This window comes from Nonomuraea sp. NPDC059194 (genome assembly GCF_042754765.1).
Taxonomy (GTDB): Bacteria; Actinomycetota; Actinomycetes; order Streptosporangiales; family Streptosporangiaceae; genus Nonomuraea.
This window is the reverse complement of record NZ_JBHZBH010000003.1, coordinates 385,850-406,042: the sequence shown is the minus strand read 5'-3', so window position 1 is coordinate 406,042 and position 20,193 is coordinate 385,850. Positions and strand designations below refer to the sequence as shown.

The following is a 20,193-nucleotide window of genomic DNA, read 5'->3' as shown; positions in this document are numbered from 1 at the left end:
CCGAAGGGCCTTTCCGCTCGACTTGCATGTGTTAAGCACGCCGCCAGCGTTCGTCCTGAGCCAGGATCAAACTCTCCAAACAATGCTTTTACGCATGTGGAAAGAGTGTTTCCAAGCGTTTCGTCATATACCTTGACGAGGTATTGCATGTAAATCATGCACTGGCTTTTAACACACTGTTGAGTTCTCAAGAAACGGACGCGTTCACCGTCAACCACCCGGCCGCACTCGCTTCGTTATGTCTTAATTCTTTCAGCTCCCGCGACCCGAGTCAAATTGACTCTTTTCGCGAAACCCGCCGAGAATTTCCGACCGCCCCTTTCGGGACAACCCCTCGAACCTACCAGCCGATCCGGACAGATGCGAATCAACCGGACAAGTGATCAAGAAGTGGGGTTCGCCGCGCCACACTCTTGCGGAGCGGGGCGACAAGAAAAACTCTAGCAGGACTCCAGGGGCACTTCACGCCACTCAGGCAACCTGGAGGTCATTCCCACCCCACCGACTCCCCAAACCTCGGAGCCTCGCAACCCGTTGGCAAGCCATCCGCAATCGCTCCCCGGTACGAAGTAGACACGCGCTCACCGCGCCCGTGGAGGTGCCCGCATGACCCGCTCGGAGTTTGACGACATCCGCGCCGCCATCGCCGACGAGACCAATCGAGTCGGCGACCTGCTCAGGATCGCCAGCACCCTGCTGGACGACCTCGAGCACGTGCGCATGCGCGAAGCCGCCCTGCGGACCTACTACCTGCGCCTGCTGACGGCCGCGCGCGCCACGGTCGCCGCGGAGTCCGCCGGAGCGCCCGAGCCGCTGGTCTTCCTCAAGCACGAGCTCGACGAGCACGGCCAGCTGCCGGCCGACGACGAGACGGTGCAGCGCATCCTGTCCGACGCGCGCACCGCCGCCGCGCTGCTGGCCGCCCTCGACCAGCCCACCGTGCCGAAGCGGACGGGCCTGCGCCTACGCCGGTGTGTGGGCACCAGCCGTACCCTGCCGCGATGACGACTACCGGGCGAACGCCCGGCCGTGGCCCGCAGCCGCGCAGGCGGCGGGCCACGCAGGTCACTCCGCACCCGACATATCCGATAAGTGAGTATTCTGGTGCTATGAGTGATCAACCTTACGAAATCTCCCAGGACATGGGCGATGACGTGCAGGAATCCTCCATCGCCATGTACAAGGACAGCTATCCCGAGCGGCACCACATCAACGAGATCGACGACGAGTGCACCCGAGGGATCTTCCACTGGATGAACGAGGAAGACCGGCGCGACACCGACGCCCACCCCGATCCGCTGGAGGAGCCGAGGTCCTTCAACGAGGACCTCTAGGGCTGGAAGCGATAGCCCATCCCCGGCTCGGTCAGCAGGTGGACAGGGCGCGCGGGGTCGCGCTCCAGCTTCCGCCTGAGCTGGGCCATGTACTGGCGCAGGTAGTGCGTCTCCTTCAGGTACGCGCTGCCCCACACCTCGGTCAGCACCTGCCGCTGGCTGATGAGCTTGCCGGGATTGCGTAGCAGGAGCTCCAGGAAGTGCCATTCGGTGGGCGTCAGCCGTACCCCACCTGAGATCGACTTGGTCGACAGGTCGATCTCGTGGTCGCCGATCCGCACCGACGCCTGTTCGTCAGGGGAGGCCTGCGTCCTGCGGGTGACCGCGCGGATGCGGGCGAGCAGCTCGTCGATGCCGAAGGGCTTGGTGACGTAGTCGTCGGCTCCGGCGTCGAGCGCGTCCACCTTGTCGTCGCTCCCCGCGCGGCCCGACAGGACGATGATGGGCACGCTGGTCCAGCCGCGCAGGCCGTGGATGACGTCGACGCCGTCGAGATCGGGCAGCCCCAGGTCGAGGATGACCAGGTCGGGATGCCAGTCGGCGGCCTGGCGCAGCGCCGAGGTGCCGTCGTCGGCCACCGCGACCTCGTACTGCCTGGCCGTCAGGTTGATGCGCAGCGCGCGCAGCAGTTGCGGCTCGTCGTCCACCACCAGCACGCGCGTCATGTGGCGACCTTCAGTGAGACGATCATGGTGAGCCCTCCCCCTGGGGTCTCCTCGGGCACCAGCGTGCCGTCCATCGCTTCGGTCAGACCGCGTGACAGCGCGAGGCCGAGCCCGACGCCCGTGTGGTTGTCGCGGTCGCCCAGGCGCTGAAACGGCAGGAACACCCGCTCGTGCGCCTCGGGCGGGATGCCCGGACCGCTGTCGATGATCCTGATCTCGACGGTGGAGCCGAGCGCGCTCGCCGTGACCAGCACGGGACTGTACCTGACGCCGTTGCCCATCAGGTTGACCAGCACCCGTTCGAGCAGCACGGGATCGGCCATGACCTCGGGCAGGTCGGCGGGCAGGTCGACGCGGACGCGATCGCCCACCTCGTCCACGTCGGCCACCGCCCTGGACACGACCTCCTCCACGGCGACGTGCTCCAGCGAGAGCCCGAGCACCCCCGCCTGCAGGCGACTCATGTCGAGGAGGTTCTCCACCAGCCGGTGCAGTTTCACCAGCGACTCGTCCGCGGTGGCCAGCAGTTCCCGCCGATCGGCCGGGCTCCAGTCGATCTCGGTGCTGCGCAGGCCCTCCACCGCTGCCTTCGCCGCGGCCAGGGGCGTGCGCAGGTCGTGGCTGACCGCCGCGAGCAGCGCGGTGCGCATCTTGTTCGCCTCGGCCAGCGGGCGCGCCGCCTCGGCCTCCTCTCGCAGCCGCTGGTGGCGCAGCGCCACCGCGGCCTCGGCCGCGAACGCCTCCAGCACCCGCCGGTCGGCGGCGTCCAGGAGCTTTCCTCGTACGGCAAGCACAAGGTCGTCGTCGATCACCACGTCCGTGTCGCCCGAGCCCGGGTCCGTACAGGGCGGGCCGCCCGCCATGGACACGATGCGCCAGCGCTCCCCCGCCCGTTCGAGCAGCGTGACCGAGGTCAGCCCGTAGATCTCGCGCAGCCGTTCGAGCAACGGCTCTCCCCTGAGCACCTGCCCCGCCAGCGTCGAGAGGACCTCGGCCTCCGCGCTGGATCGGGCCGCCTCCCTGGTACGGCGGGCCGCCAGGTCGACCACCGTGCTCACCATCGCCGCGACGAGCACGAAGATGATCAGCGCGAGCAGGTTCTCCGGCGCGTGGATCGTCAGGGTGTGCAGGGGTGGCGTGAAGAACCAGTTGAGCAGCGCGAACCCGAACACCGCCGCGGTCAGGGCCGGCCACATCCCGCCGACCAGCGCCACCCCTACCACCAGCAGCAGGAACAGCAGGATCTGGCTGGGCAGTGTCAGGTGGCCGTAGAAGGGCAGCAGCGCGAGCGTGAGCAGCGGCATCGCCAGCAGCGCCATGGCCCAGCCCGCCAGCCTGCGCCTGCGGGTGAGCGCGGCGCGCGAGGCGGCGGGCCTGCCGGTGTGGCGGGTCGCCTCGTGCGTGACCAGGTGCACGTCGATCGAGCCGGACAGCGCCGTGGTCGTGAGGCCCACGCCTCGGGAGAGGATCCGGGCGAGCCTGCCCCTGCGGGAGGCGCCGAGCACGAGTTGGGTGGCGTTGACGCCGCCGGCGAAGTCGAGCAGGGCGCGCGGGATGTCGTCGCCGACCACCTGGTGGTAGGTGCCGCCCAGGCTCTCCACGAGCGCACGCTGCTTGGCGAGGCTGGCGGGGTCGGCGCTGCTCGACAGGCCGTCGGCCCTGGTCACGTGGACGGCCAGCAGGTCGGCGCCCTTGCTGCGGGCCGCGATGCGGGCCGCCCGCCGTACGAGAGTCTCGCCTTCGGGGCCGCCGGTCAGGGCCACTACCACGCGCTCGCGCGCCTCCCACGTGCCGGAGATGGCGTGGTCGGCGCGGTAGCGGTCGAGCTGCTCGTCGACCTTGCCCGCGACCCACAGCAGGGCCAGTTCGCGGAGCGCGGTCAGGTTGCCGACGCGGAAGTAGTTGGCAAGGGCGGCGTCGATGGTTTCGGGGGCGTAGACGTTGCCGTGGGCCATCCGCCTTCTGAGCGCCTCGGGCGACATGTCGACCAGCTCGATCTGGTCGGCGCGCCGTACGACCTCGTCGGGCACGGTCTCGCGCTGCGGCACGCCGGTGATCTGCTCGACGACGTCGTTGAGCGACTCCAGGTGCTGGATGTTCACGGTGGAGATCACGTCGATGCCCGCGGCGAGGATCTCGTCGATGTCCTGCCAGCGCTTGGCGTTGCGGGAGCCCGGCACGTTGGTGTGGGCCAGCTCGTCGATCAGCGCGATCTTCGGCTTGCGGGCGATGACGGCGTCGACGTCGAGCTCGGTGAAGTCGGCGCCGCGGTGGCGCAGCTGCCTGCGGGGCACGATCTCGAGCCCGTCGAGCTGCTCGGCGGTGCGCCTGCGGCCGTGGGTCTCCACGAAACCCACGACCACGTCTCTACCGCGCGCGAGGGCCCTGCGGCCCTCGCCGAGCATCGCGTAGGTCTTGCCCACTCCGGGGGCCGCGCCCAGGTAGATCCGCAACCTCCCCCTGCCCATGGCTCCAGACTATGGCCTGTACGGTGGCCGGCTCCCCCAGTCCCACCTGGGCACGGGCTCCTCGCGCGGCGCCTGGGCCTTCGGTCCGGAGAAGTAGAGCGCCAGGCGCGTGCCCCACTCGACGTAGCCGGCGAAGGCCGCCCTGAACTCCGCGTCGCGGGGCAGCCCGACCTCGTCGGCGGCGTCCATGAGCAGGCTCACCCATCGACGGCGCTGCTGCTCGGTGATGCCCTTGCCGAGGTGCTTGGAGACCATGTGGGTGTGGCCGCCGCGCTCGCGCGTGTAGGTGTCGGGGCCGCCGAAGACCTCGCCCAGCCACATCGCCACGTACTTCGGGTGTCCGGGGTCCATGCCCGCGAACAGGGGTCCGACCAGGTCGTCCTTCTCGACCTTGGTGTAGAAGGCGGCGGTGAGCCGGTCGAGCGCCTCGGCGCCGCCCGCCCACTCGTACAGGGTGGGCTCGGTCTTGGTGATGACCTGCTCGTAGTGCCGCATCTCCTCGATGTTCGCCACATAGGGCTTGATTTCCGCGAAGAACTGCCCGAAGTGCGCGCTCTTCCTGAAACCCTCGAGGTGGCCCTCGGCCGAGGTCCACTCGATGCGCAGGATGTAGCACTCGGGCTCGTCCACGCAGCGGGAGAGCTCGTAGTCCAGGCACTGGGGGGAATCGCCCAGCGGCACGACGGCTCGCCGGTAGGCGGCCTCGAAGCCCTCCGCGTCGGGAACGCGGTAGCGAATGTACTCAACGATCACGTAATCATGTAATCATCATGCGCGCTTTGCCACAACCATGGAATCTCCGGATATATCCGGTCACACTCGGGGTGTGGATCCACTTCTTTCGTGGCTCGTGAGCGCGCTGCTCCAGTTCGTGATCGTCTACTTCGCGGTACGGCTGGCGCTGAAGCACGACAGGGACGGCCGCGGCGGCACCTGAGATAGGTTCGTGCGGTGCCTCGATACGAGCGGCGGGACTACCAGGGACCATCCGACCTCCGCGCCATGCAGGAGGTGACCCGGCGACTGTGGACACGCTGCAAGCGCTGGCACATCGGGGATCTGGCCTGGCGGCGCTTCGAGCGCCTCGGCCGCGAGCCCGATTGGCGCACCGCGCTGTGGGAGCGCGACGGGCGGCCCGTCGCGTGGGCGTGGGCCACGGTGTCGGGATCGCTCGACCTCCACGTCGATCCCGGCGACGTGGAGTTGGCCGAGGAGATCATCGACTGGTACGGCGAGGGCGGCGGGGGCACGGTCACCCTGCTCGACAGCGAGAAGGAACTGGCCGAGCTGCTCCAGAGCCGGGGATACCAGGAGCGGGCCGACGGGCCGTACTTCATCCACCTGTCGCTGGACCTGGCCGGCCTGCCCGCGCCGCGGGTTCCCGAGGGCTACACGCTGAGAGCGGTGCGCGACGAGCGTGACGCCGCCGCGAGGGCCGCCGTCCACGCCGCCGCGTTCGCGCCTTCCAGGGTCACGCCTTCCAGGGTCACGCCTTCCAGGGTCACGGCCGACAGCTACCTCCAGGTCATGCGCGCCTGGCCGTACAGGACCGAACTCGACTGGCTGGTGGAGACCACGGAAGGCGAGCCGGTGGCCTTCTGCCTCGTGTGGCTGGACGAGGAGAGCGGGGTCGCCGTGCTGGAGCCGGTCGGCACCGACCCCGCGCATCGGCGGCGCGGCCTGGCGACGGCCGCGATCCTGGGCGCGCTCCACGAGGCCAGGCGGCTCGGCGCGCGCACCGCGCGGGTCTGCGCTCGCGGCGACGACGACTACCCGTCCGCCCGCGCCACCTACCAGGCGATGGGTTTTCGGCCCTACGCCCGCAACGTGACGTTCGTGCCCGGCGGCCTGCGGTAGCGGATCCACACGTCGCCGCTGTCCAGGTGGCCCGTCATGCGCAGGACGACGCCATCCTGCGCGGGAGGCGTCGGCGGCTTGTTGTGGACGTGCCCTGACCGGCCGGTCGTCACCTCGTCGGAGCGCACCCACCATCCCTGCGGCACGACGATCCAGACGTCGGCGAACAGCGAGTGGCACCGCACGTCCATGGACACCTCGCGGTGCGGGCACGTGGCGTGCATGAAGTTGATCCGCACCGTGCCCCAGCCGCACTCGACCTCGATGCGCGGCGGCACCACCCAGTGACCGACCTGCTTGACGTTCTTGGCCCGCCCGGTGGACATCCGCAGCACGTCATCTGACCGCCCGATGAGATCTTCGGGGGACGGCAGATCGGCGACGACGGCGTCGAGCTCGCCGCAGGTCAGCGCGGCGTAGGTGCGGTCGAGGCGGTCGTTGAGCTCGTCGGTGCTGATGCGTCCGTCGCCGACCGCGTGCCGGAGGATCCGCGCCACCCGGTCTCTGTCGCTGTCGCCGGCCCGGAACTGCGCCCGGTCGGTCATACGGTTCACAGTAATGATCGATCTCGCGCCCGGCCAGTCCCCAGTTCTTCGAGACGCCGGTGGGACTGAGAGTGCAAGATCAGGATATGTACACCTTGTTCCGGGCGGGGTTGGTGGGAGCCATCGTTGGACTGGAGGCGGGTCTCCTCTTCACCGACGGTCCCGAAGACAGCTTCTTCGGCACCATCGCGATCCTCCTGGTGCCCTTCTCCCTGGGGGTGCTGCTGTGCTGGCTGGCCATGCTGCCGTTCTGGGGCGTGGTGGCGGGCGCGACTCCGCTCGCCCTCATCGCGGTCGGCACTCTCTGCCTCCCGGGCCTGACCTATGCCGAGGTCATGAGCTACGGCACGGTCCCGGTGACCCTCGTCTTCGCGGCCATCGGAGTGAGCGGCTACGTCGCGATGACCGCCCTGATCATGCCGGGACACTGGGCGATCCGCTCCATGACGGTCGGCGCGGTCGTCGTCGCGTACCTCGCGGTGGGGGCTCTCCAAGGCGAGATCGGCCAGGCGGCCCGAGCCCAGGTGATCGAGCGCTCCGGTGTGCCGCTCGTCGCGCCGACGCTGAAGGACCACGAGCTCGGATGGGTCGATGACGAGGAGCTTCCGGCGGCGCTGGGGCTCGTGTACTTCCGTACGCGCGATGGCTCGTCGGTCGACGTCAGCATCAGGCCGGGCAACGCGGCGACCCCTGAGACGGCCTGCGTCAAGCCCCCTTCGACGTGGATGCCCGTCATGGAGCCGAACGCCAGGTGCCGCCGGGTGGCCACGGATGTCTGGGTCCGCACCGATGAGACCTACACGACCGTGGTCGCCAGGCACGGCGCCGCCCTGGTGCAGGTCACGAGCGAAGAGATGACGGAGGCCGAACTGCTTGCCGTGCTCCCGACGTTCCACGTGGTCGAAGCGGAACGCCTGCTGGCCGAGGCCACCGAAGGGTCATAGCCGGCTCAACGTCCCGCAACCTTCCGGACTGCTGGACGCGCGCCTCGAACGGGACCTCGACCTTCACCTTGCTCGGGAGGGTGAAATCATCCCCGGGGAAGCGCGGAACCACGTGGGATGACGAAGACGTTCTCGCTGCGGTAGGCGACCAGGTCGGCATCGATCTCACCGGCGCCGATGAGGCAGAAAGGGCATGAATTCACCTGGTGAATTATGCCGGACACGAAAACGGCCTCCCAGAGAATCTCTGGAAGGCCGTTTTGCTTGGTAGCGGGGGCAGGATTTGAACCTGCGACCTCTGGGTTATGAGCCCAGCGAGCTACCGAACTGCTCCACCCCGCGTCGGTGTGTGTCTAAAGACTATAGGCGACGCGGGGCTTGCGCAAATCAAGAACTCGGTGTCGGTGAAGGTGATGGTGAGCCGGTCGGGCTGGGGCTCGGGGACGGCGTCGGGCTGGTGGTGGGCGCCGGCGTGGGCTGGACGGCGGAGTTGCGGCCGAGGGCGTTGAGCGCGTCCTGCAGGCGCTTCTGCGCCTCGCCGTACTTCACCCAGTCGGGCGGGGAGCTGGCCAGGGCCTTGTTGGCGTCGTCATACGCCTTCTGGGCGTCGGCGATCAGCTTGGCCGTGACGGTGACGTTGGCGGGCTGGCCCGTCTGCTGCTCCTGTCCGGTGGTCTGCTCGGCGGCCTTGCCGCTGAAGACCTGCGCCAGGGCGTCCTTCAGCGTGTTGCCCGAGCCGACCGTGCTGCCGTAGGCCACCAGGACCCGCTTCAGGATCGGGAACGGCTCCTGGCCCGAGGCGGCGGCGGTCTGGACGTAGACGGGCTCGATGTAGACGAGACCGTCGGCGAAGGGCAGCGTCAGCAGGTTGCCGTAGCGGACCGTCGCGTTGCCCAGGCCGAGCAGGTTGAGCTCGCCGGAGAACTTGTTCTGGAAGTTGTTCTGCGCCTGCCCTGGACCGGGGATCGAGGTGTTGGACGGCATGCGCAGGATGCGCAGCTTGCCGTACCCGGGTCCGTCGGTCGCGTCGACCGCCATGAAGGCCGCCAGGTTGGGCCCCTGGCGCGGGACGAAGGTCGTCGTCAGCGAGAACGACGGCGACTGCTTCGGCATCGTGGTGGTCAGGTAGTACGGCGGCTGCTTGACGTCCTTGTCGCCCTGGGAGGGGTCGAAGGGGACGTTCCAGAAGTCCTGGCCGCTGTAGAAGGCGTTGGCGTCCTCGATGTGGTACTGCGACAGGACGTCGCGCTGCACCTTGAACAGGTCCTCGGGGTAGCGGATGTGCTCCTTGAGGCCCGCGCTCATCTTGGAAGCCGGTTGGATGACGCCGGGGAAGGCCTTGCTCCACGTCTGCAGGATCGGGTCCTTGGAGTCCCAGGCGTAGAGGGTGACCGTGCCGTCGTAGGCGTCGACCGTGGCCTTGACCGAGTTGCGGATGTAGTTGATCTGGTCGCGGGGCTGCTGGGCGACGACGCCCCGCAGGGTCGCGGTGTCCTCGGTCATCGAGGCCAGCGACTTGCTCTGCGAGTACGGGTAGTCGTTGGACAGCGTGTAGCCGTCGACGATCCACGTGATGCGCCCGTCGACGACCGCCGGGTAGGGGTTGCCGTCCAGGGTGAGGAACGGCGCCACCTTGGCGACGCGGTCACGCGGGTTGCGCTCGTAGAGGATCTTGGAGTTGTCGTTGACGTCGCCCGACAGCAGGATGTTCTTCTCGCCGTACTTGGCCGCGTAGACCAGGCGGTTGAAGAACGAGCCGACGGGCACACCGCCGGCGCCGGTGTAGGTGGTGTTGGACTGGCCGGTGCCGCCGCTCAACGGGAAGTCGAGCTCCTGGCCCTGCCCGGCCTTGGCCGTGGGCCCTCCGGCGATGACGTACTCGGTGGCCATCTGCTCGCCGAAGTAGACGCGCGGCTCCTTGAGGGTCTCGCCGAGCGAGCCGATGACCGGCATGTCCTTGGCGTCGAAGTTGGGCAGGCCCTCGGAGTCGACCTCGTTGCCCGGCGCGGCGACGAAGCCGTAGCCGTGGGTGTAGACGAGGTGCTTGTTGATCCAGTTGTTCTGCTGGGCGGGCGGGCCCGTCAGCTCGCGGACCGCGACGACGTGGTCGCGGGGCACCGGTCCGGTGCTCTTGTAGCGGTCGACGTCGAGCTGGGTGGGGAAGTCGTAGTAGCCGCGGATGCGCTGCTTCTGCTGGAAGGTCTTGGCGACCAGGTTGGGGTCGAGCAGCCGGACGCCGGAGACGGAGACGTCGCCGTCGGCGGTCACCTTGCTCGGGTCGGCCTGCGCGGTGTACGGGATGACCTCGCTGTCGGCCACGCCGTACGCGTCGCGGGTGGCCTCGATGTTGCGCCCGATGTAGAGGGCTTCGCGCTGCTGCTGGTTGGGCTTGACCTGGAACTGCTCGACGAGCGCCGGGTAGACGCCGCCGATGAGGATGGCCGACAGGACCAGCAGGCCGAAGGAGACGCCTGGCAGCATGCCGCCGGGCCGTACCACGCCCGCGAAGAAGAGCGCGGCGCAGATCAGCGCGATGATCGCGAGGATCGTCTTGGCGGGCAGGACGGCGTTGATGTCGGCGTAGGAGGCGCCGTGGACGAAGCCGCGGTCGGAGAAGACCAGGCCGTAGCGGTCGATCCAGTAGGCGACGGCCTTCAGCAGCACGAAGATGCCCAGCAGCACCGACAGGTGCACGCGAGCCGCGCGGGAGGCGTGGACGCCGGGCGACTGCAGCCGGAACCCGCCGTACAGGTAGTGCGTGATCGCCGCCATGATGATCGCCAGGATCACCGCGGTGAACAGGAAGTTCAGCACCATCCTGATGAACGGGTAGTCGAACATGAAGAAGGAGATGTCCAGGCCGAACAGCGCGTCGGTCTTGTTGAACTTCGTGCCGTTGACGTACTGGAGCCACGTCTTCCAGTCTCCGGCGAATGACGAGCCCGCGAACAGCGCGAGCACGGCCATGCCGATGATGAAGATCAGCTTGCGGTGCGGGTCGACCGCTAGACGGTAGCGGTCCGCGCCGCTGCCCCCGCCGAACATGGCGGGGCCGAACATCGGGCGCATCCTGAAGGCCAGCAGCATGTTGCCGCCGACGATGCCCGCCATCAGGAGCGCACCCACCACGAACAGCCCGATCTCGGTCAGCAGCACGCCCGAGAAGACGGAGGTGGCCTTGACCGAGTCGAACCAGAGGTAGTCGGTGTAGATGCCGGCGAACAAGAAAAAGAACGCCACGATCGCCACCAGGGCGATGGCGACGGGAAGAAGCAGTCGCGGTCGGCGGGGCAAACGCATCCCCCGACCGGGTCCTGGGGTCCGGAATGCCAAGGCCAACCCCTCGTCGTGAGCAAACGGTCCGTGATTGGCAACCTACATGAACAAGGATGCCGTACGGCTAACGCTTGGGCGGCCGAGAAAGTTCACCCGGCGGAGCAGGAAGGCACCTCGCCCTTGCCGGACCTGATGGCGTCGAGCGCCTGGACCGCTCCGTGGAGCGTCTCGGCCTTGACCAGCCTGAGCCCGTCGGGGGCCGCCTGGACGGCTTCGGCGCAGTTGTCGGCGGGGGTCAGGAAGATCGTGGCACCCGAATCCTTGGCGCCGACCATCTTCTGCGCGATGCCCCCGATGCCGCCCACCTTGCCTTCGGGGGTGATGGTGCCGGTGCCCGCGATCGACTTGCCGCCGGTCATCTCCCCAGGGGTGAGCTTGTCGATGATGCCGAGGGCGAACATCATGCCGGCGCTCGGCCCGCCGACGTCGCCGACGCTGATGCTCACCTTGAACGGGAACTTGTACCTGGCCTGCATGAGGATGCCGACCATCGCGGCGCCCTGCTTGTTGGCGACGGTCTTGACGGTGACGTCCTGCTGCCGGCCGTCCCTGACGATGCCGAAGACGATCTCGTCGCCCGGCTTGTGCGCCTTGACCGCGGCGGCGACCTCGTCGGTCGAGGTGACCGGCTTGCCGTCGACGGAGCGCAGCTCGTCGCCCGGCTTCAGCTTGCCCGCCGCCGGCGCCTTCTTCTCCACCGACTGGACCGTCGGCACCATGGAGTAAGGGATCTTGAGCTCGGTCAGGGCCGCGGCGGTCGCGTTGTCCTGGGAGCTGGTCATCTCCGCGGTGTTCTCCTGCTCGACCTCCTCGGCGGTCTGCGTGCGCGGGAAGATCGACTCTTCGGGCACGACGGCCGAGGTGGGGTCGACCCAGCCGCGCAGCGCGGTCAGCAGGTCGGGTCTGGCCCGCGGGCCGCCCTGGTAGGAGACCGTGACCAGGCTCAGCGCACCGGTCGTCGGGTAGGTCTGCCTGCCGTCGATGGTGATGACGGGCTTCTTGTCGACCGCGCCGATGGTGTTCTCGGTGGGGCCGGGGCTCAGCACGACGTACGGCACGTCCAGCCAGGCGCCCGTGATGCCGAGCGCGAGGACCAGGAACCCCGCCACCAACAGGGTGAGTGCACGTCGTGACATGGAATGAGCTTATTCGCAGGCGCCGACCCACTCGGTCGACCCGTCGGCGAACACCTGGTGCTTCCAGATCGGGACCTCGGACTTCAGGTCGTCGATCAGCCTGCGGGAGGCCGCGAAGGCCTCTCCCCTGTGCGGGCACGCCACCGCGACGATCACCGCGATGTCGCCGAGCTCGAGGTCGCCCACCCGGTGGACGGCGGCCAGCGCCGTCACGGGGAAGTCGGCGGCGACCTTCTCCGCCACGCGCCGCAACTCGTCGAGCGCGCTGGGATGCGCGGAGTACGACAGCCTCGTCACGGCCTTGCCGTGGTCCTGCTCGCGCACGGTGCCCACGAACAGCGTGGTGCCCCCGGCCGCGGGTGAGCCCACGGCGGCGAACACCTCGTCCACCGACAGCGGCGTGTCGCGAATGTCCAGCAACCGAATCACGCTCAGAGCCTACGCTTCTTTCGCACCTGCCTGACGATGGCCGCGGTGCCGATCACGGCGACGGTGGCGCCGGCGGCGGTGAGCGTGGCTTCCTTGACCGGCAGGCGCCTGCCGACCACGGTGGTCCTGTTCTCGCGCAGCTCCAGCAGTTGCTTGAGCGCGGCCTCGTTGGTCCACGCGGGCTTCCAGCCCGCCTCGCGCAGGCTGACGCAGTCGACGACCCAGGGGTAGACGACGTAGTGGAGATCCGTCGCGGGGGCCGGGGTGATGCCGAGGCGGTGCAGGCGCTGGGCCGTACCGAAGGTGAGGCCGGCGGGCAGCTCGAAGCCGCGGATCCCGGACAGCTCCTCGACCTGCTCGTGTTCGAGCCAGCCCTCGGAGCCGACCGCGACCACGCCCGTGACCAGGCCTCGGGCGGCCAGCTCCAGGGCCGAGACCAGGTCGTCGATGTGGCAGAACTGCCAGCGCGGCGAGCAGCCCTTGACCGTCAGCAGCCTGGGCGACTCGAAGTGCCTGGTGATGACGGTGTCGATTCCGGGGCCCACGACGGCGGCGGGGCGCAGCACCGTCACCTCGACGCCTGGGTGGCTGCGCGACGACCTGCGCACCAGCGCCTCGATCTCCAGGTAGTCGCCGACCACGCCGGTGTCGGGCTCGGCGGCCACGGCGGCGCCTTCGGCCAGCGGCACCTCGTTGTCGGGGGCCGCGCCGTACACCATGGCGCTGGTGACCAGGACCACACGGCGCACGCGCGCGGCCGCGCTGGCGGTCAGCACCGTCTGGGCCGCGCGCAGGTTGTAGGCGCGGCGCTCGGCCGGGTCGGAGTCGAGAGCGTAGTCGCCCGCCAGGTGGACCAGGACGTCGATGTCGGAGATCCGGTTCGCCAAGAGCGGATCTCGCACGTCGATCACTCGCCAGGTGACGTCCTGGACGTCGCCGCGCTGCTCGTCGATGGCCACCACTCTGCGGAAATCCGCGTTGGCGGCGAGCTTCGCGACGAGCTCGCGACCGAGGCCTGAGGACGCGCCGGTGACGGCGACGACTGGTTGGCGCGGGCGTTTCGAGGTAGGCACCAGGTCCTCACTTTGCACTGATCCGCCGTAGGACGACTAACGTGGCGGATGTGGACTCCTCCATCCTGCACGAGGTAGAGCGGTGACTGACCTGCCAGGTCGCGAAAACGACCCCAACGAGAACCCGTTCGCCATGTTCGGCAACCCTGAGCAGATGGCTCAGGCGATGCGCCAGTTCGCCGACATGCTGTCGGCGCCGCAGGGCTCGGGCCCTGTCAACTGGGACATGGCGAAGAACATCGCCCGTCACGCGGTGGTCGCCGACGGCGATCCCAGCGTGATGGAGGGCGAACGCCGTCAGATCGTCGACGCTCTCCAGCTCGCCGACCTGTGGCTCAACGAGGCGACCACGCTGCCGAGCGGGGTGTCCAACCCGCAGGCGTGGAGCCGTTCGGAGTGGATCGAGAACACGGTCCCCGTCTGGCGCAAGCTGTGCGAGCCGATCGCCGAGCGCATGGTCGACACCATGGGCGGCGCGATCGGCGGCGGCAACCTGCCGCCCGAGGCCCAGCAGATGGCCGCGCAGCTCGGCCCGCTCATGGGCATGATGAAGCAGATGGGCGGCATGATGGTCGGCCAGCAGATCGGCCAGGCCCTCGGCTCGCTGGCGCGCGAGGTGATCGGCACGACCGACATCGGCCTGCCGCTGTCCGACACGGCCGCGCTGCTGCCCGGCGGCATCGCCTCCTTCAGCAACGGCCTTGAGCTGCCCGCCGACGAGATCAGGCTGTACCTCGCGCTGCGCGAGGCGGCCCACCACCGGCTGTTCCAACACGTGCCATGGCTGCGGGCGCACCTGCTCGGCGCGGTCGAGGAGTACGCCAGGGGCATCACGGTCGACACCTCCGCCCTGGAGGAGCAGATCCGCGGCCTCGACATCAGCAACCCCGAGGCGCTCCAGGAGGCGTTGAGCGGCGGCGCGCTGTTCAAGCCCGAGGAGACCGAGCGGCAGAAGGCCGCCGTGGCCCGTCTGGAGACCATGCTCGCCCTCGTCGAGGGCTGGGTCGCCACCGTGGTCGACGCCGCGGCCGAGGGCAAGCTGCCGTCCGCGGGCGCGCTGGCCGAGACGGTACGGCGGCGCCGCGCGACCGGCGGTCCTGCCGAGGCGACGTTCGGCACGCTCGTCGGGCTGGAGCTGCGGCCCAGGCGGCTGCGCGAGGCCGCGGCCCTCTGGCAGGCGCTGGTCGCCGACAGGGGCATCGACGGGCGCGACGCGATCTGGGGTCACCCCGACCTGATGCCGACGGCCGACGACCTCGACTCTCCCGACACGTTCGTGAAGGGCGAGACGGCCTGGGACATCTCCAAGCTCGAGGGCGGCGAGGCTTGACCCTGCACCGCGACGCGGTAGCCGTACTCACGGGATGGTCGGCGCCCACCGGGGCGGAGGAGGAGCTCAGGCGCGAGTTCCTCGAACACCTGAGGCGGCATCCCGACGCCATGACGCGCGGGTGCGCGCCCGGGCATCTCACGGCGACCACCGCCGTGCTCTCCCACGACGGCGCCAGCGTGCTGCTCACGCTGCACCCGAAGGCGGGCATGTGGCTGCCGATGGGCGGCCACTGCGAGTCCTACGACGGCTCGCTCGCCGGTGTCGCGCTGCGCGAGGCGACGGAGGAGTCGGGGATCGCGGGGCTCCGGCTGCTGCCAGGACCGCTCGCGCTCGACAGGCACAAGGTGTGGTGTCACCCGCCGCACAGCTGGCACCTCGACGTGGAGTACGCGGCGGTCGCCCCGGAGGGGGCCGAGGCGGTGATGAGCGAGGAGTCGCTCGACCTGCGCTGGTTTCCGGTGGAGGAGATTCCCGAGCTGTCCGACGAGGCCACCAGGCTGCTGGCCCGGCGGGGGCGGCAGGTTCTTACGGCGGGCTCACGTTCGCTCGGTTAGAGTCCCCTGGCAGGGGGTTATGCATACATGGTCGGTGGCACGATCGTGACGCCCGCGCGTCGCGGATTCCCGTTCAAGGCGCTCGCGTGGGTCGCGGTGTCACCCTTCGCCGTGTGGGCGGCGGCCAGGGTCGGCGGGCTCGAACGCGGTTCGCTGCCTACGCAGCTCATGACGGCCACGCCGTACGCGGCGGCGGGGTCGGTGGTCCCGCTCCTGCTCGCGCTGGCCGCGCGCAACCGCGCGGCGACGGCCGTGGCCGTGGTCACGGCCGTCGCCCTGGGCTTCAGCGTCCTGCCCAGGGCCTTCGGTACGGCTGACGCCACCGCGGGCGGCAGGTCTCTCAAGGTGCTGTCGCTCAACATGCTCTTCGGCAGGGCGGACACGGCGTCGATCATGGAGCTGGTGCGGCGCTTCGATCCCGACGTCCTGTCGGCGCAGGAGCTCACCCCCGACGCGGTCGATCGGCTCGACTCCGCGGGGCTGAAGGACCTGATGCCGTACCGGGTGCTGGAGGACGAGTACAGCGCGGGCGGCAGCGGCCTGTACGCCAAGTACCCGCTGACGCAGCTGTGGGGGCTCATCCCGCCGGTCGGGCACAAGATGCCGGTGGCCATGCTGGCGCTGCCCGGCGGCAAACCCGTCCAGGTCGTGGCCGTGCATCCCTATCCGCCGCTCGGCCCGCAGGTCCACGACTGGAACGCCGCGCTGCGGGCGCTGCCCGCCGCCTCTGGCGACACCGTGCGGGTGCTGGCGGGCGACTTCAACGCCAGCCTCGACCACGCGGCGATGCGCGAGCTGCTCGGGCGCGGCTACAAGGACACGGCCGACGAGGTCGGGCAGGGCCTGGTGCCGACGTGGCCGGCCAACAAGCGGGTTCCGCCGATCATCACGATCGACCATGTGCTGGTCGACTCGCGGGTGGGTGTGCGGGAGGTCAGCGTGCACACGGTGCCCGGCACCGACCACCGGGCGGTCTTCGCCGCTCTCACCGTGCCGTGAGTGCCCTGGTGCTGTCCCAGCCTTCGAGGCCGGGGTCGAGGCGGTCGAGGTCGGCCCTGGTGCGCAGGCGGTGCCAGCCGGGGGTGGTGGCGACCATGCGGCGGCCGGGCGCCTGGGCGCGCAGGTCTTTCACCGGGTCGGGGGCGTCGAGGTCGGGGGCGGCCCAGTCGGGCAGCGGGAGGGCGGCCGCGATGGCGACGGCGCCGCCCTGCTCGGCGGGGCAGACGGTCAGCTGGGCCCGGCCGAGTTCGCGGAAGAGCTTTCCGATGAGGAGGGGCGGGAGGTCGGGGGCGTCTCCGCTGACAATCGCCGCTTGATCAGCATTTATCGCGTTGAAGATGCCCTTAAGCGGCGTGTCCTCATTTATCGGGATAATGTCCGTGCCGGGCCACAAGAGATGATCCAAATCGGGAACGCTCGTGGCGAGGACGGGCCTGACGAGTTCGAGGCCCGCGACCATCTCGTAGGTGTCCTCGACTATGGCTTCCAGGAACTCACGGGGATCGCCGGGAGCGGCATTCGCCATGCTTTGCCGTACCAGAACCGCGACAACCCGGGTCAACACTCCTCCGGAGGGTTGCTGGCCGCGGCGGAGAATCCTTCAAGGAAGCCGCGCGCCCGCTCCGCCTTGGGATACTGTTCGACCAGCGCCCAGAAATCGGGTCCATGGCTCGGCACCAGCAGGTGCACGAGCTCGTGAATGATGACGTAGTTGATGACCCACTCGGGCAGCCCTTTGAGGCGGGTCGAGATCCTGATCGTGCCGCTGTCAGGGGTGCACGAGCCCCATCTGTGCTGCTGGTTGTCGACCCAGCGCACGCTGACCGGCTGTGGTTTGCCGTCGAGATACCTCGCCGACAGCTCGACGGCCCTGTCGAGCAGGCCTTCGTCCGTCGGGCGCCTCCGCTGCTCCTTGGCCGCGAGGCGATCGAGCATCCGGCTCACCCATTCGTCCGCGTCCTCGCCGCTCAGCCATGCGGGCAGGAGCACGATCGTCTTGTCGCCGTCGCGGTAGGCGGAGACCGTACGCCGGCGACGAGAACTTCGACGGACCTCGACTCTCTCGGGGGACACATATGCACGTTAGCCGACACCGACAGAATTCCACAGGGGGTGAGCCTCTGTTTTCGCTGGTCAGCATGATTAAGAGCCGGTGAATTTGGGCACCCGCCTTTCCCGATGCGCGGTGAGGCCCTCAAGCATGTCGTTCGAGGTCATCGTCACCGGCTGGGCCAGCGACTCCCATTTGAGCGCCTCTTCAAGGTCATTGTGTGGGGTCTTCAGGGCGATTGTGGTCAGCCGGGTCGCGATCGGGGCGTTGGCGGCGACGCTTCTGGCGATCTCCAGTGTTTTCGGAAGAAGGTCGGCTTTCGGGAACGACCGGTTGATGAGCCCTTCGCGCGCGGCGTCCTGGCCGCTGATCGTCCTGCCGGTGAGGAGGAGTTCGCGCGCGAGGTTGATCCCGGCCCGGCTCGGCAGGAGGTAGGTGGCGGCCATACCGGGATGCAGGCCGAGCGAGGTGAAGGGAGCCAGGAGTTTGGCGTCGTCCGCGGCGTAGACGAGGTCGCACGCCAGCGCCACACACAGGCCCGCGCCGACGGCGGGGCCGTTGACCGCGGCGATGGTGGGGATCTCCAGGTTCGTGATCGACAGCCAGGTCCGGTAGAAGGCGAGCATGCGGTCGCGAAGGGCCGGCACCTCCTCGTCGCCGCGATCGGCCAGCCACGACAGGTCACCGCCCGAGGAGAAGGCGCTGCCCTCGCCGGTGACCACGAGGCAGCGGGCGTCCCTGTCGGTGGCCAGCGCGCCGATCGCCTCGGCCCATGCGGCGGTCATGCCGTCGGTCATGGAGTTGCGGCGGTCGGGGCGGTTGAGGGTGAGCAGGACGACCCCGTCGTCATGACGGTCGATCAAGAGCTCGGTCATTGGGAGAGCGTATCCACAGCCGTTCGGGGTGGCGGCACGGGTTATCCACAGGGCGAGGGAAACTGCTACGCGATCATGACGGGCGGTGGGAATCTTGCGCGCCATGAGGCCACGTGTGAAACCCGTGCTGCGCAGGATCCTTCGTGACGAGCACACCCTCCAGTTCGGCGTGCATCCGCGCAGGGCGGTCCTGGTGAGCGACCTGGCTCCGTCGGTGAAGCAGTGGATCGACCGGCTCGACGGCACGAGAGAGATCGGGCAGGTGATGCGGGAGGCGTCCAAGGCCGGACTGTCGGAGGAGGGCGCCCGGTCACTGCTCGACACGCTGACGGCCCGGGGCGTGCTCGACGACGCGGCCGTGCGGCCCGTCCCCCTCTCACGGCTCACGCTCGCCGAGCGCGACCGGCTGCGGCCCGACCTCGACGCGCTCGATCTGGCGTCGACCACGCCGGGGGGCGCGCTGGCGACGATGCGGCGGCGGCGGGAGGCGCGGGTTCGGGTCTACGGGGCCGGCCGGGTGGGCGCGCAGATCGTCGCATTGCTGGCCGCCTCGGGGGTGGGGCAGGTGCGGGTGATCGACCCCGGGCTCGCGAGGGCTGAGGACCTCGTGCCGGGCGGGCTGGGCTGGGGCGAGGTCGGGCTGCCGCGCGAGGAGGGCGCGGCCGCCGTGGCCCGGCGGATCACGGCCGGAGCCCCCTCGACCTCAGGGCCTGCCTTCGTGCCGCCCGCCTCAGGGCCGCCTACCTCCGTGCCGCCTACCTCTGGGCCGCCTACCTCTGGGCCGCCTACCTTCGTGCCGTCTGCCGCAGGGTCTACCGCCTCCGGACCCCGTGCATCCCGGCCCCGGGCGTCCGGACCCCCTGCGCCCGAACTCCGCGCGCCCGGACCCCGTGCGCCGCGGCCCCATGCCTCCGAACCCCGTGTGTCGGGGCCTCATGCCGAGCCCCGTACGCCCGAGCCCCGTACGGCCAAGCCCCGCGCGTCCGGGCCCCGTTCGGCTGAACTCCGTGCGTCTGGGTCCTCGGAGGCGGGGTGCTCGGAGTTTGGGTCCTCGGAGGCTGGGTGTTCGGTGGATGCGCGGGCCGGTGGGCCGCCGCTCGGCGACGGCTCGCAGCGGCCCGATCTCGTCATCCTCGCTCCCGTCGGGCCGCTCGACGCGGTCCTGGTGTCCGAGCTGGTCGCCATGAAGATCCCCCACCTGCTCGCGTCCGCCTTCGAGGGTCACGGCTCCGTCGGCCCTCTGGTACGGCCGGGCGAGACCGCGTGCCTGCACTGCCTCGATCTCGCGCGGCGCGATCGCGACCCCGCGTGGCCGATCGTCACCGCCAGGCTCGGCGGCTTCCCCGCGGGCGAGATCGCCTGTAGTTCGGTGCTGTCCTCGCTGGTAGCGGCGGCCGCAGCCGGACATGCGCTTGCTCATATCGATGGCCAGGAGAGTGCTGTGACAAACGGCACAATGGATGTTTTGCCTGATTGGCGGTGGAAGCGCCGATCCTGGACTGTGCATCCACAATGTCGTTGCTGGCGAAACGACCTAGGTGCGCTGACAATGGTCACGCCAGACTCCTGCGGCTGACGGGCAAGCGGCAGGACC

The 20,193-nt window shown here is 69.4% G+C and carries 19 protein-coding genes, 1 tRNA gene and 1 rRNA gene; 8 read left to right on the top strand and 13 right to left on the bottom strand.

The window, feature by feature from the left end:
- Positions 1 to 82, bottom strand: a 16S ribosomal RNA gene (locus tag ACFXJ8_RS07220); the annotation flags it as partial.
- A gap of 524 nt (positions 83 to 606) precedes the next feature.
- Between ACFXJ8_RS07220 and ACFXJ8_RS07215 the strand changes: the two genes are divergently transcribed.
- Together ACFXJ8_RS07215 and ACFXJ8_RS07210 are read left to right on the top strand one after the other, a co-directional pair.
- Positions 607 to 1,005: a hypothetical protein gene (locus ACFXJ8_RS07215; RefSeq protein WP_379642925.1), complete on the top strand. Its 399-nt coding sequence runs from the start codon at positions 607 to 609 to the stop codon at positions 1,003 to 1,005.
- 104 nt (positions 1,006 to 1,109) lie between these two features.
- The gene (locus ACFXJ8_RS07210) at positions 1,110 to 1,334 is read left to right on the top strand and encodes a hypothetical protein (RefSeq protein ID WP_379642924.1); all 225 of its coding nucleotides are present in this window, start codon (positions 1,110 to 1,112) and stop codon (positions 1,332 to 1,334) included.
- On the opposite strand, the gene ACFXJ8_RS07205 is transcribed toward ACFXJ8_RS07210, so the two are convergent.
- From ACFXJ8_RS07205 to ACFXJ8_RS07195, 3 genes are read right to left on the bottom strand one after another with little or no spacing between them, the layout of a single operon-like run.
- Positions 1,331 to 1,999 (bottom strand): response regulator, encoded by a 669-nt coding sequence (locus ACFXJ8_RS07205; protein WP_379642923.1) that lies wholly within the window; start codon positions 1,997 to 1,999, stop codon positions 1,331 to 1,333. The two genes, ACFXJ8_RS07210 and ACFXJ8_RS07205, sit on opposite strands and share 4 nt — an antisense overlap.
- Positions 1,996 to 4,467 (bottom strand): DUF4118 domain-containing protein, encoded by a 2,472-nt coding sequence (locus ACFXJ8_RS07200; protein WP_379642922.1) that lies wholly within the window; start codon positions 4,465 to 4,467, stop codon positions 1,996 to 1,998. The genes ACFXJ8_RS07205 and ACFXJ8_RS07200 overlap by 4 nt, the downstream gene beginning before the upstream one ends.
- Positions 4,468 to 4,476: 9 nt before the next feature.
- The gene (locus ACFXJ8_RS07195; protein WP_379642921.1) at positions 4,477 to 5,220 is read right to left on the bottom strand and encodes a group II truncated hemoglobin; all 744 of its coding nucleotides are present in this window, start codon (positions 5,218 to 5,220) and stop codon (positions 4,477 to 4,479) included.
- A 198-nt stretch (positions 5,221 to 5,418) separates the two neighbouring features.
- Between ACFXJ8_RS07195 and ACFXJ8_RS07190 the strand changes: the two genes are divergently transcribed.
- Positions 5,419 to 6,324: a GNAT family N-acetyltransferase gene (locus ACFXJ8_RS07190; RefSeq protein WP_379642920.1), complete on the top strand. Its 906-nt coding sequence runs from the start codon at positions 5,419 to 5,421 to the stop codon at positions 6,322 to 6,324.
- On the opposite strand, the gene ACFXJ8_RS07185 is transcribed toward ACFXJ8_RS07190, so the two are convergent.
- Complete coding sequence (locus ACFXJ8_RS07185) at positions 6,282 to 6,869, bottom strand: DUF1707 domain-containing protein (protein WP_379642919.1); 588 nt, start codon at positions 6,867 to 6,869, stop codon at positions 6,282 to 6,284. The two genes, ACFXJ8_RS07190 and ACFXJ8_RS07185, sit on opposite strands and share 43 nt — an antisense overlap.
- An 86-nt stretch (positions 6,870 to 6,955) precedes the next feature.
- Between ACFXJ8_RS07185 and ACFXJ8_RS07180 the strand changes: the two genes are divergently transcribed.
- Positions 6,956 to 7,813, top strand: a complete 858-nt coding sequence (locus tag ACFXJ8_RS07180) for a hypothetical protein (protein WP_379642918.1) — start codon at positions 6,956 to 6,958, stop codon at positions 7,811 to 7,813.
- 265 nt (positions 7,814 to 8,078) lie between these two features.
- On the opposite strand, the gene ACFXJ8_RS07175 is transcribed toward ACFXJ8_RS07180, so the two are convergent.
- The 5 genes from ACFXJ8_RS07175 to ACFXJ8_RS07155 all read right to left on the bottom strand — a co-directional run bounded on the left by ACFXJ8_RS07175 (position 8,079) and on the right by ACFXJ8_RS07155 (position 13,790).
- A tRNA-Met gene (locus ACFXJ8_RS07175) sits at positions 8,079 to 8,155 on the bottom strand.
- Positions 8,156 to 8,200: 45 nt separating this feature from the next.
- The gene (locus ACFXJ8_RS07170; RefSeq protein WP_379642917.1) at positions 8,201 to 11,113 is read right to left on the bottom strand and encodes a UPF0182 family protein; all 2,913 of its coding nucleotides are present in this window, start codon (positions 11,111 to 11,113) and stop codon (positions 8,201 to 8,203) included.
- Positions 11,114 to 11,238: 125 nt separating this feature from the next.
- Complete coding sequence (locus ACFXJ8_RS07165) at positions 11,239 to 12,285, bottom strand: PDZ domain-containing protein (protein ID WP_379642916.1); 1,047 nt, start codon at positions 12,283 to 12,285, stop codon at positions 11,239 to 11,241.
- Positions 12,286 to 12,294: 9 nt separating this feature from the next.
- The gene (locus tag ACFXJ8_RS07160; RefSeq protein WP_379642937.1) at positions 12,295 to 12,720 is read right to left on the bottom strand and encodes a molybdenum cofactor biosynthesis protein MoaE; all 426 of its coding nucleotides are present in this window, start codon (positions 12,718 to 12,720) and stop codon (positions 12,295 to 12,297) included.
- Complete coding sequence (locus ACFXJ8_RS07155; RefSeq protein ID WP_379642936.1) at positions 12,717 to 13,790, bottom strand: NAD-dependent epimerase/dehydratase family protein; 1,074 nt, start codon at positions 13,788 to 13,790, stop codon at positions 12,717 to 12,719. The genes ACFXJ8_RS07160 and ACFXJ8_RS07155 overlap by 4 nt, the downstream gene beginning before the upstream one ends.
- A 130-nt stretch (positions 13,791 to 13,920) precedes the next feature.
- Here ACFXJ8_RS07155 and ACFXJ8_RS07150 point away from each other — a divergent pair, with 130 nt between their 5' ends.
- The 3 genes from ACFXJ8_RS07150 to ACFXJ8_RS07140 are packed head-to-tail and all read left to right on the top strand — an operon-like array spanning position 13,921 to position 16,673.
- A complete protein-coding gene (locus ACFXJ8_RS07150) occupies positions 13,921 to 15,117 on the top strand; it encodes a zinc-dependent metalloprotease (RefSeq protein ID WP_379642935.1) in 1,197 nt (398 codons plus the stop codon).
- On the top strand, positions 15,114 to 15,674 hold the full coding sequence (locus tag ACFXJ8_RS07145; protein ID WP_379642915.1) for an NUDIX hydrolase: 561 nt from the start codon (positions 15,114 to 15,116) through the stop codon (positions 15,672 to 15,674). The genes ACFXJ8_RS07150 and ACFXJ8_RS07145 overlap by 4 nt, the downstream gene beginning before the upstream one ends.
- A gap of 45 nt (positions 15,675 to 15,719) precedes the next feature.
- Complete coding sequence (locus tag ACFXJ8_RS07140) at positions 15,720 to 16,673, top strand: endonuclease/exonuclease/phosphatase family protein (RefSeq protein ID WP_379642914.1); 954 nt, start codon at positions 15,720 to 15,722, stop codon at positions 16,671 to 16,673.
- On the opposite strand, the gene ACFXJ8_RS07135 is transcribed toward ACFXJ8_RS07140, so the two are convergent.
- The 3 genes from ACFXJ8_RS07135 to ACFXJ8_RS07125 form a co-directional block, all read right to left on the bottom strand.
- Entirely contained in the window at positions 16,660 to 17,235 is a 576-nt protein-coding gene (locus tag ACFXJ8_RS07135; RefSeq protein ID WP_379642913.1) for a hypothetical protein, read from the bottom strand. The genes ACFXJ8_RS07140 and ACFXJ8_RS07135 overlap by 14 nt on opposite strands.
- Positions 17,232 to 17,747 carry a M48 family metallopeptidase gene (locus ACFXJ8_RS07130; RefSeq protein ID WP_379642912.1) on the bottom strand — a complete coding sequence of 172 codons (516 nt, stop codon included), beginning with the start codon at positions 17,745 to 17,747 and terminating at the stop codon, positions 17,232 to 17,234. Before ACFXJ8_RS07130 ends, ACFXJ8_RS07135 begins: the two co-directional genes overlap by 4 nt.
- A gap of 69 nt (positions 17,748 to 17,816) precedes the next feature.
- A complete protein-coding gene (locus tag ACFXJ8_RS07125; RefSeq protein WP_379642911.1) occupies positions 17,817 to 18,599 on the bottom strand; it encodes an enoyl-CoA hydratase/isomerase family protein in 783 nt (260 codons plus the stop codon).
- Positions 18,600 to 18,702: 103 nt separating this feature from the next.
- Between ACFXJ8_RS07125 and ACFXJ8_RS07120 the strand changes: the two genes are divergently transcribed.
- Positions 18,703 to 20,175, top strand: a complete 1,473-nt coding sequence (locus ACFXJ8_RS07120; protein WP_379642910.1) for a ThiF family adenylyltransferase — start codon at positions 18,703 to 18,705, stop codon at positions 20,173 to 20,175.
- The last annotated feature ends 18 nt before the right edge of the window (positions 20,176 to 20,193 follow it).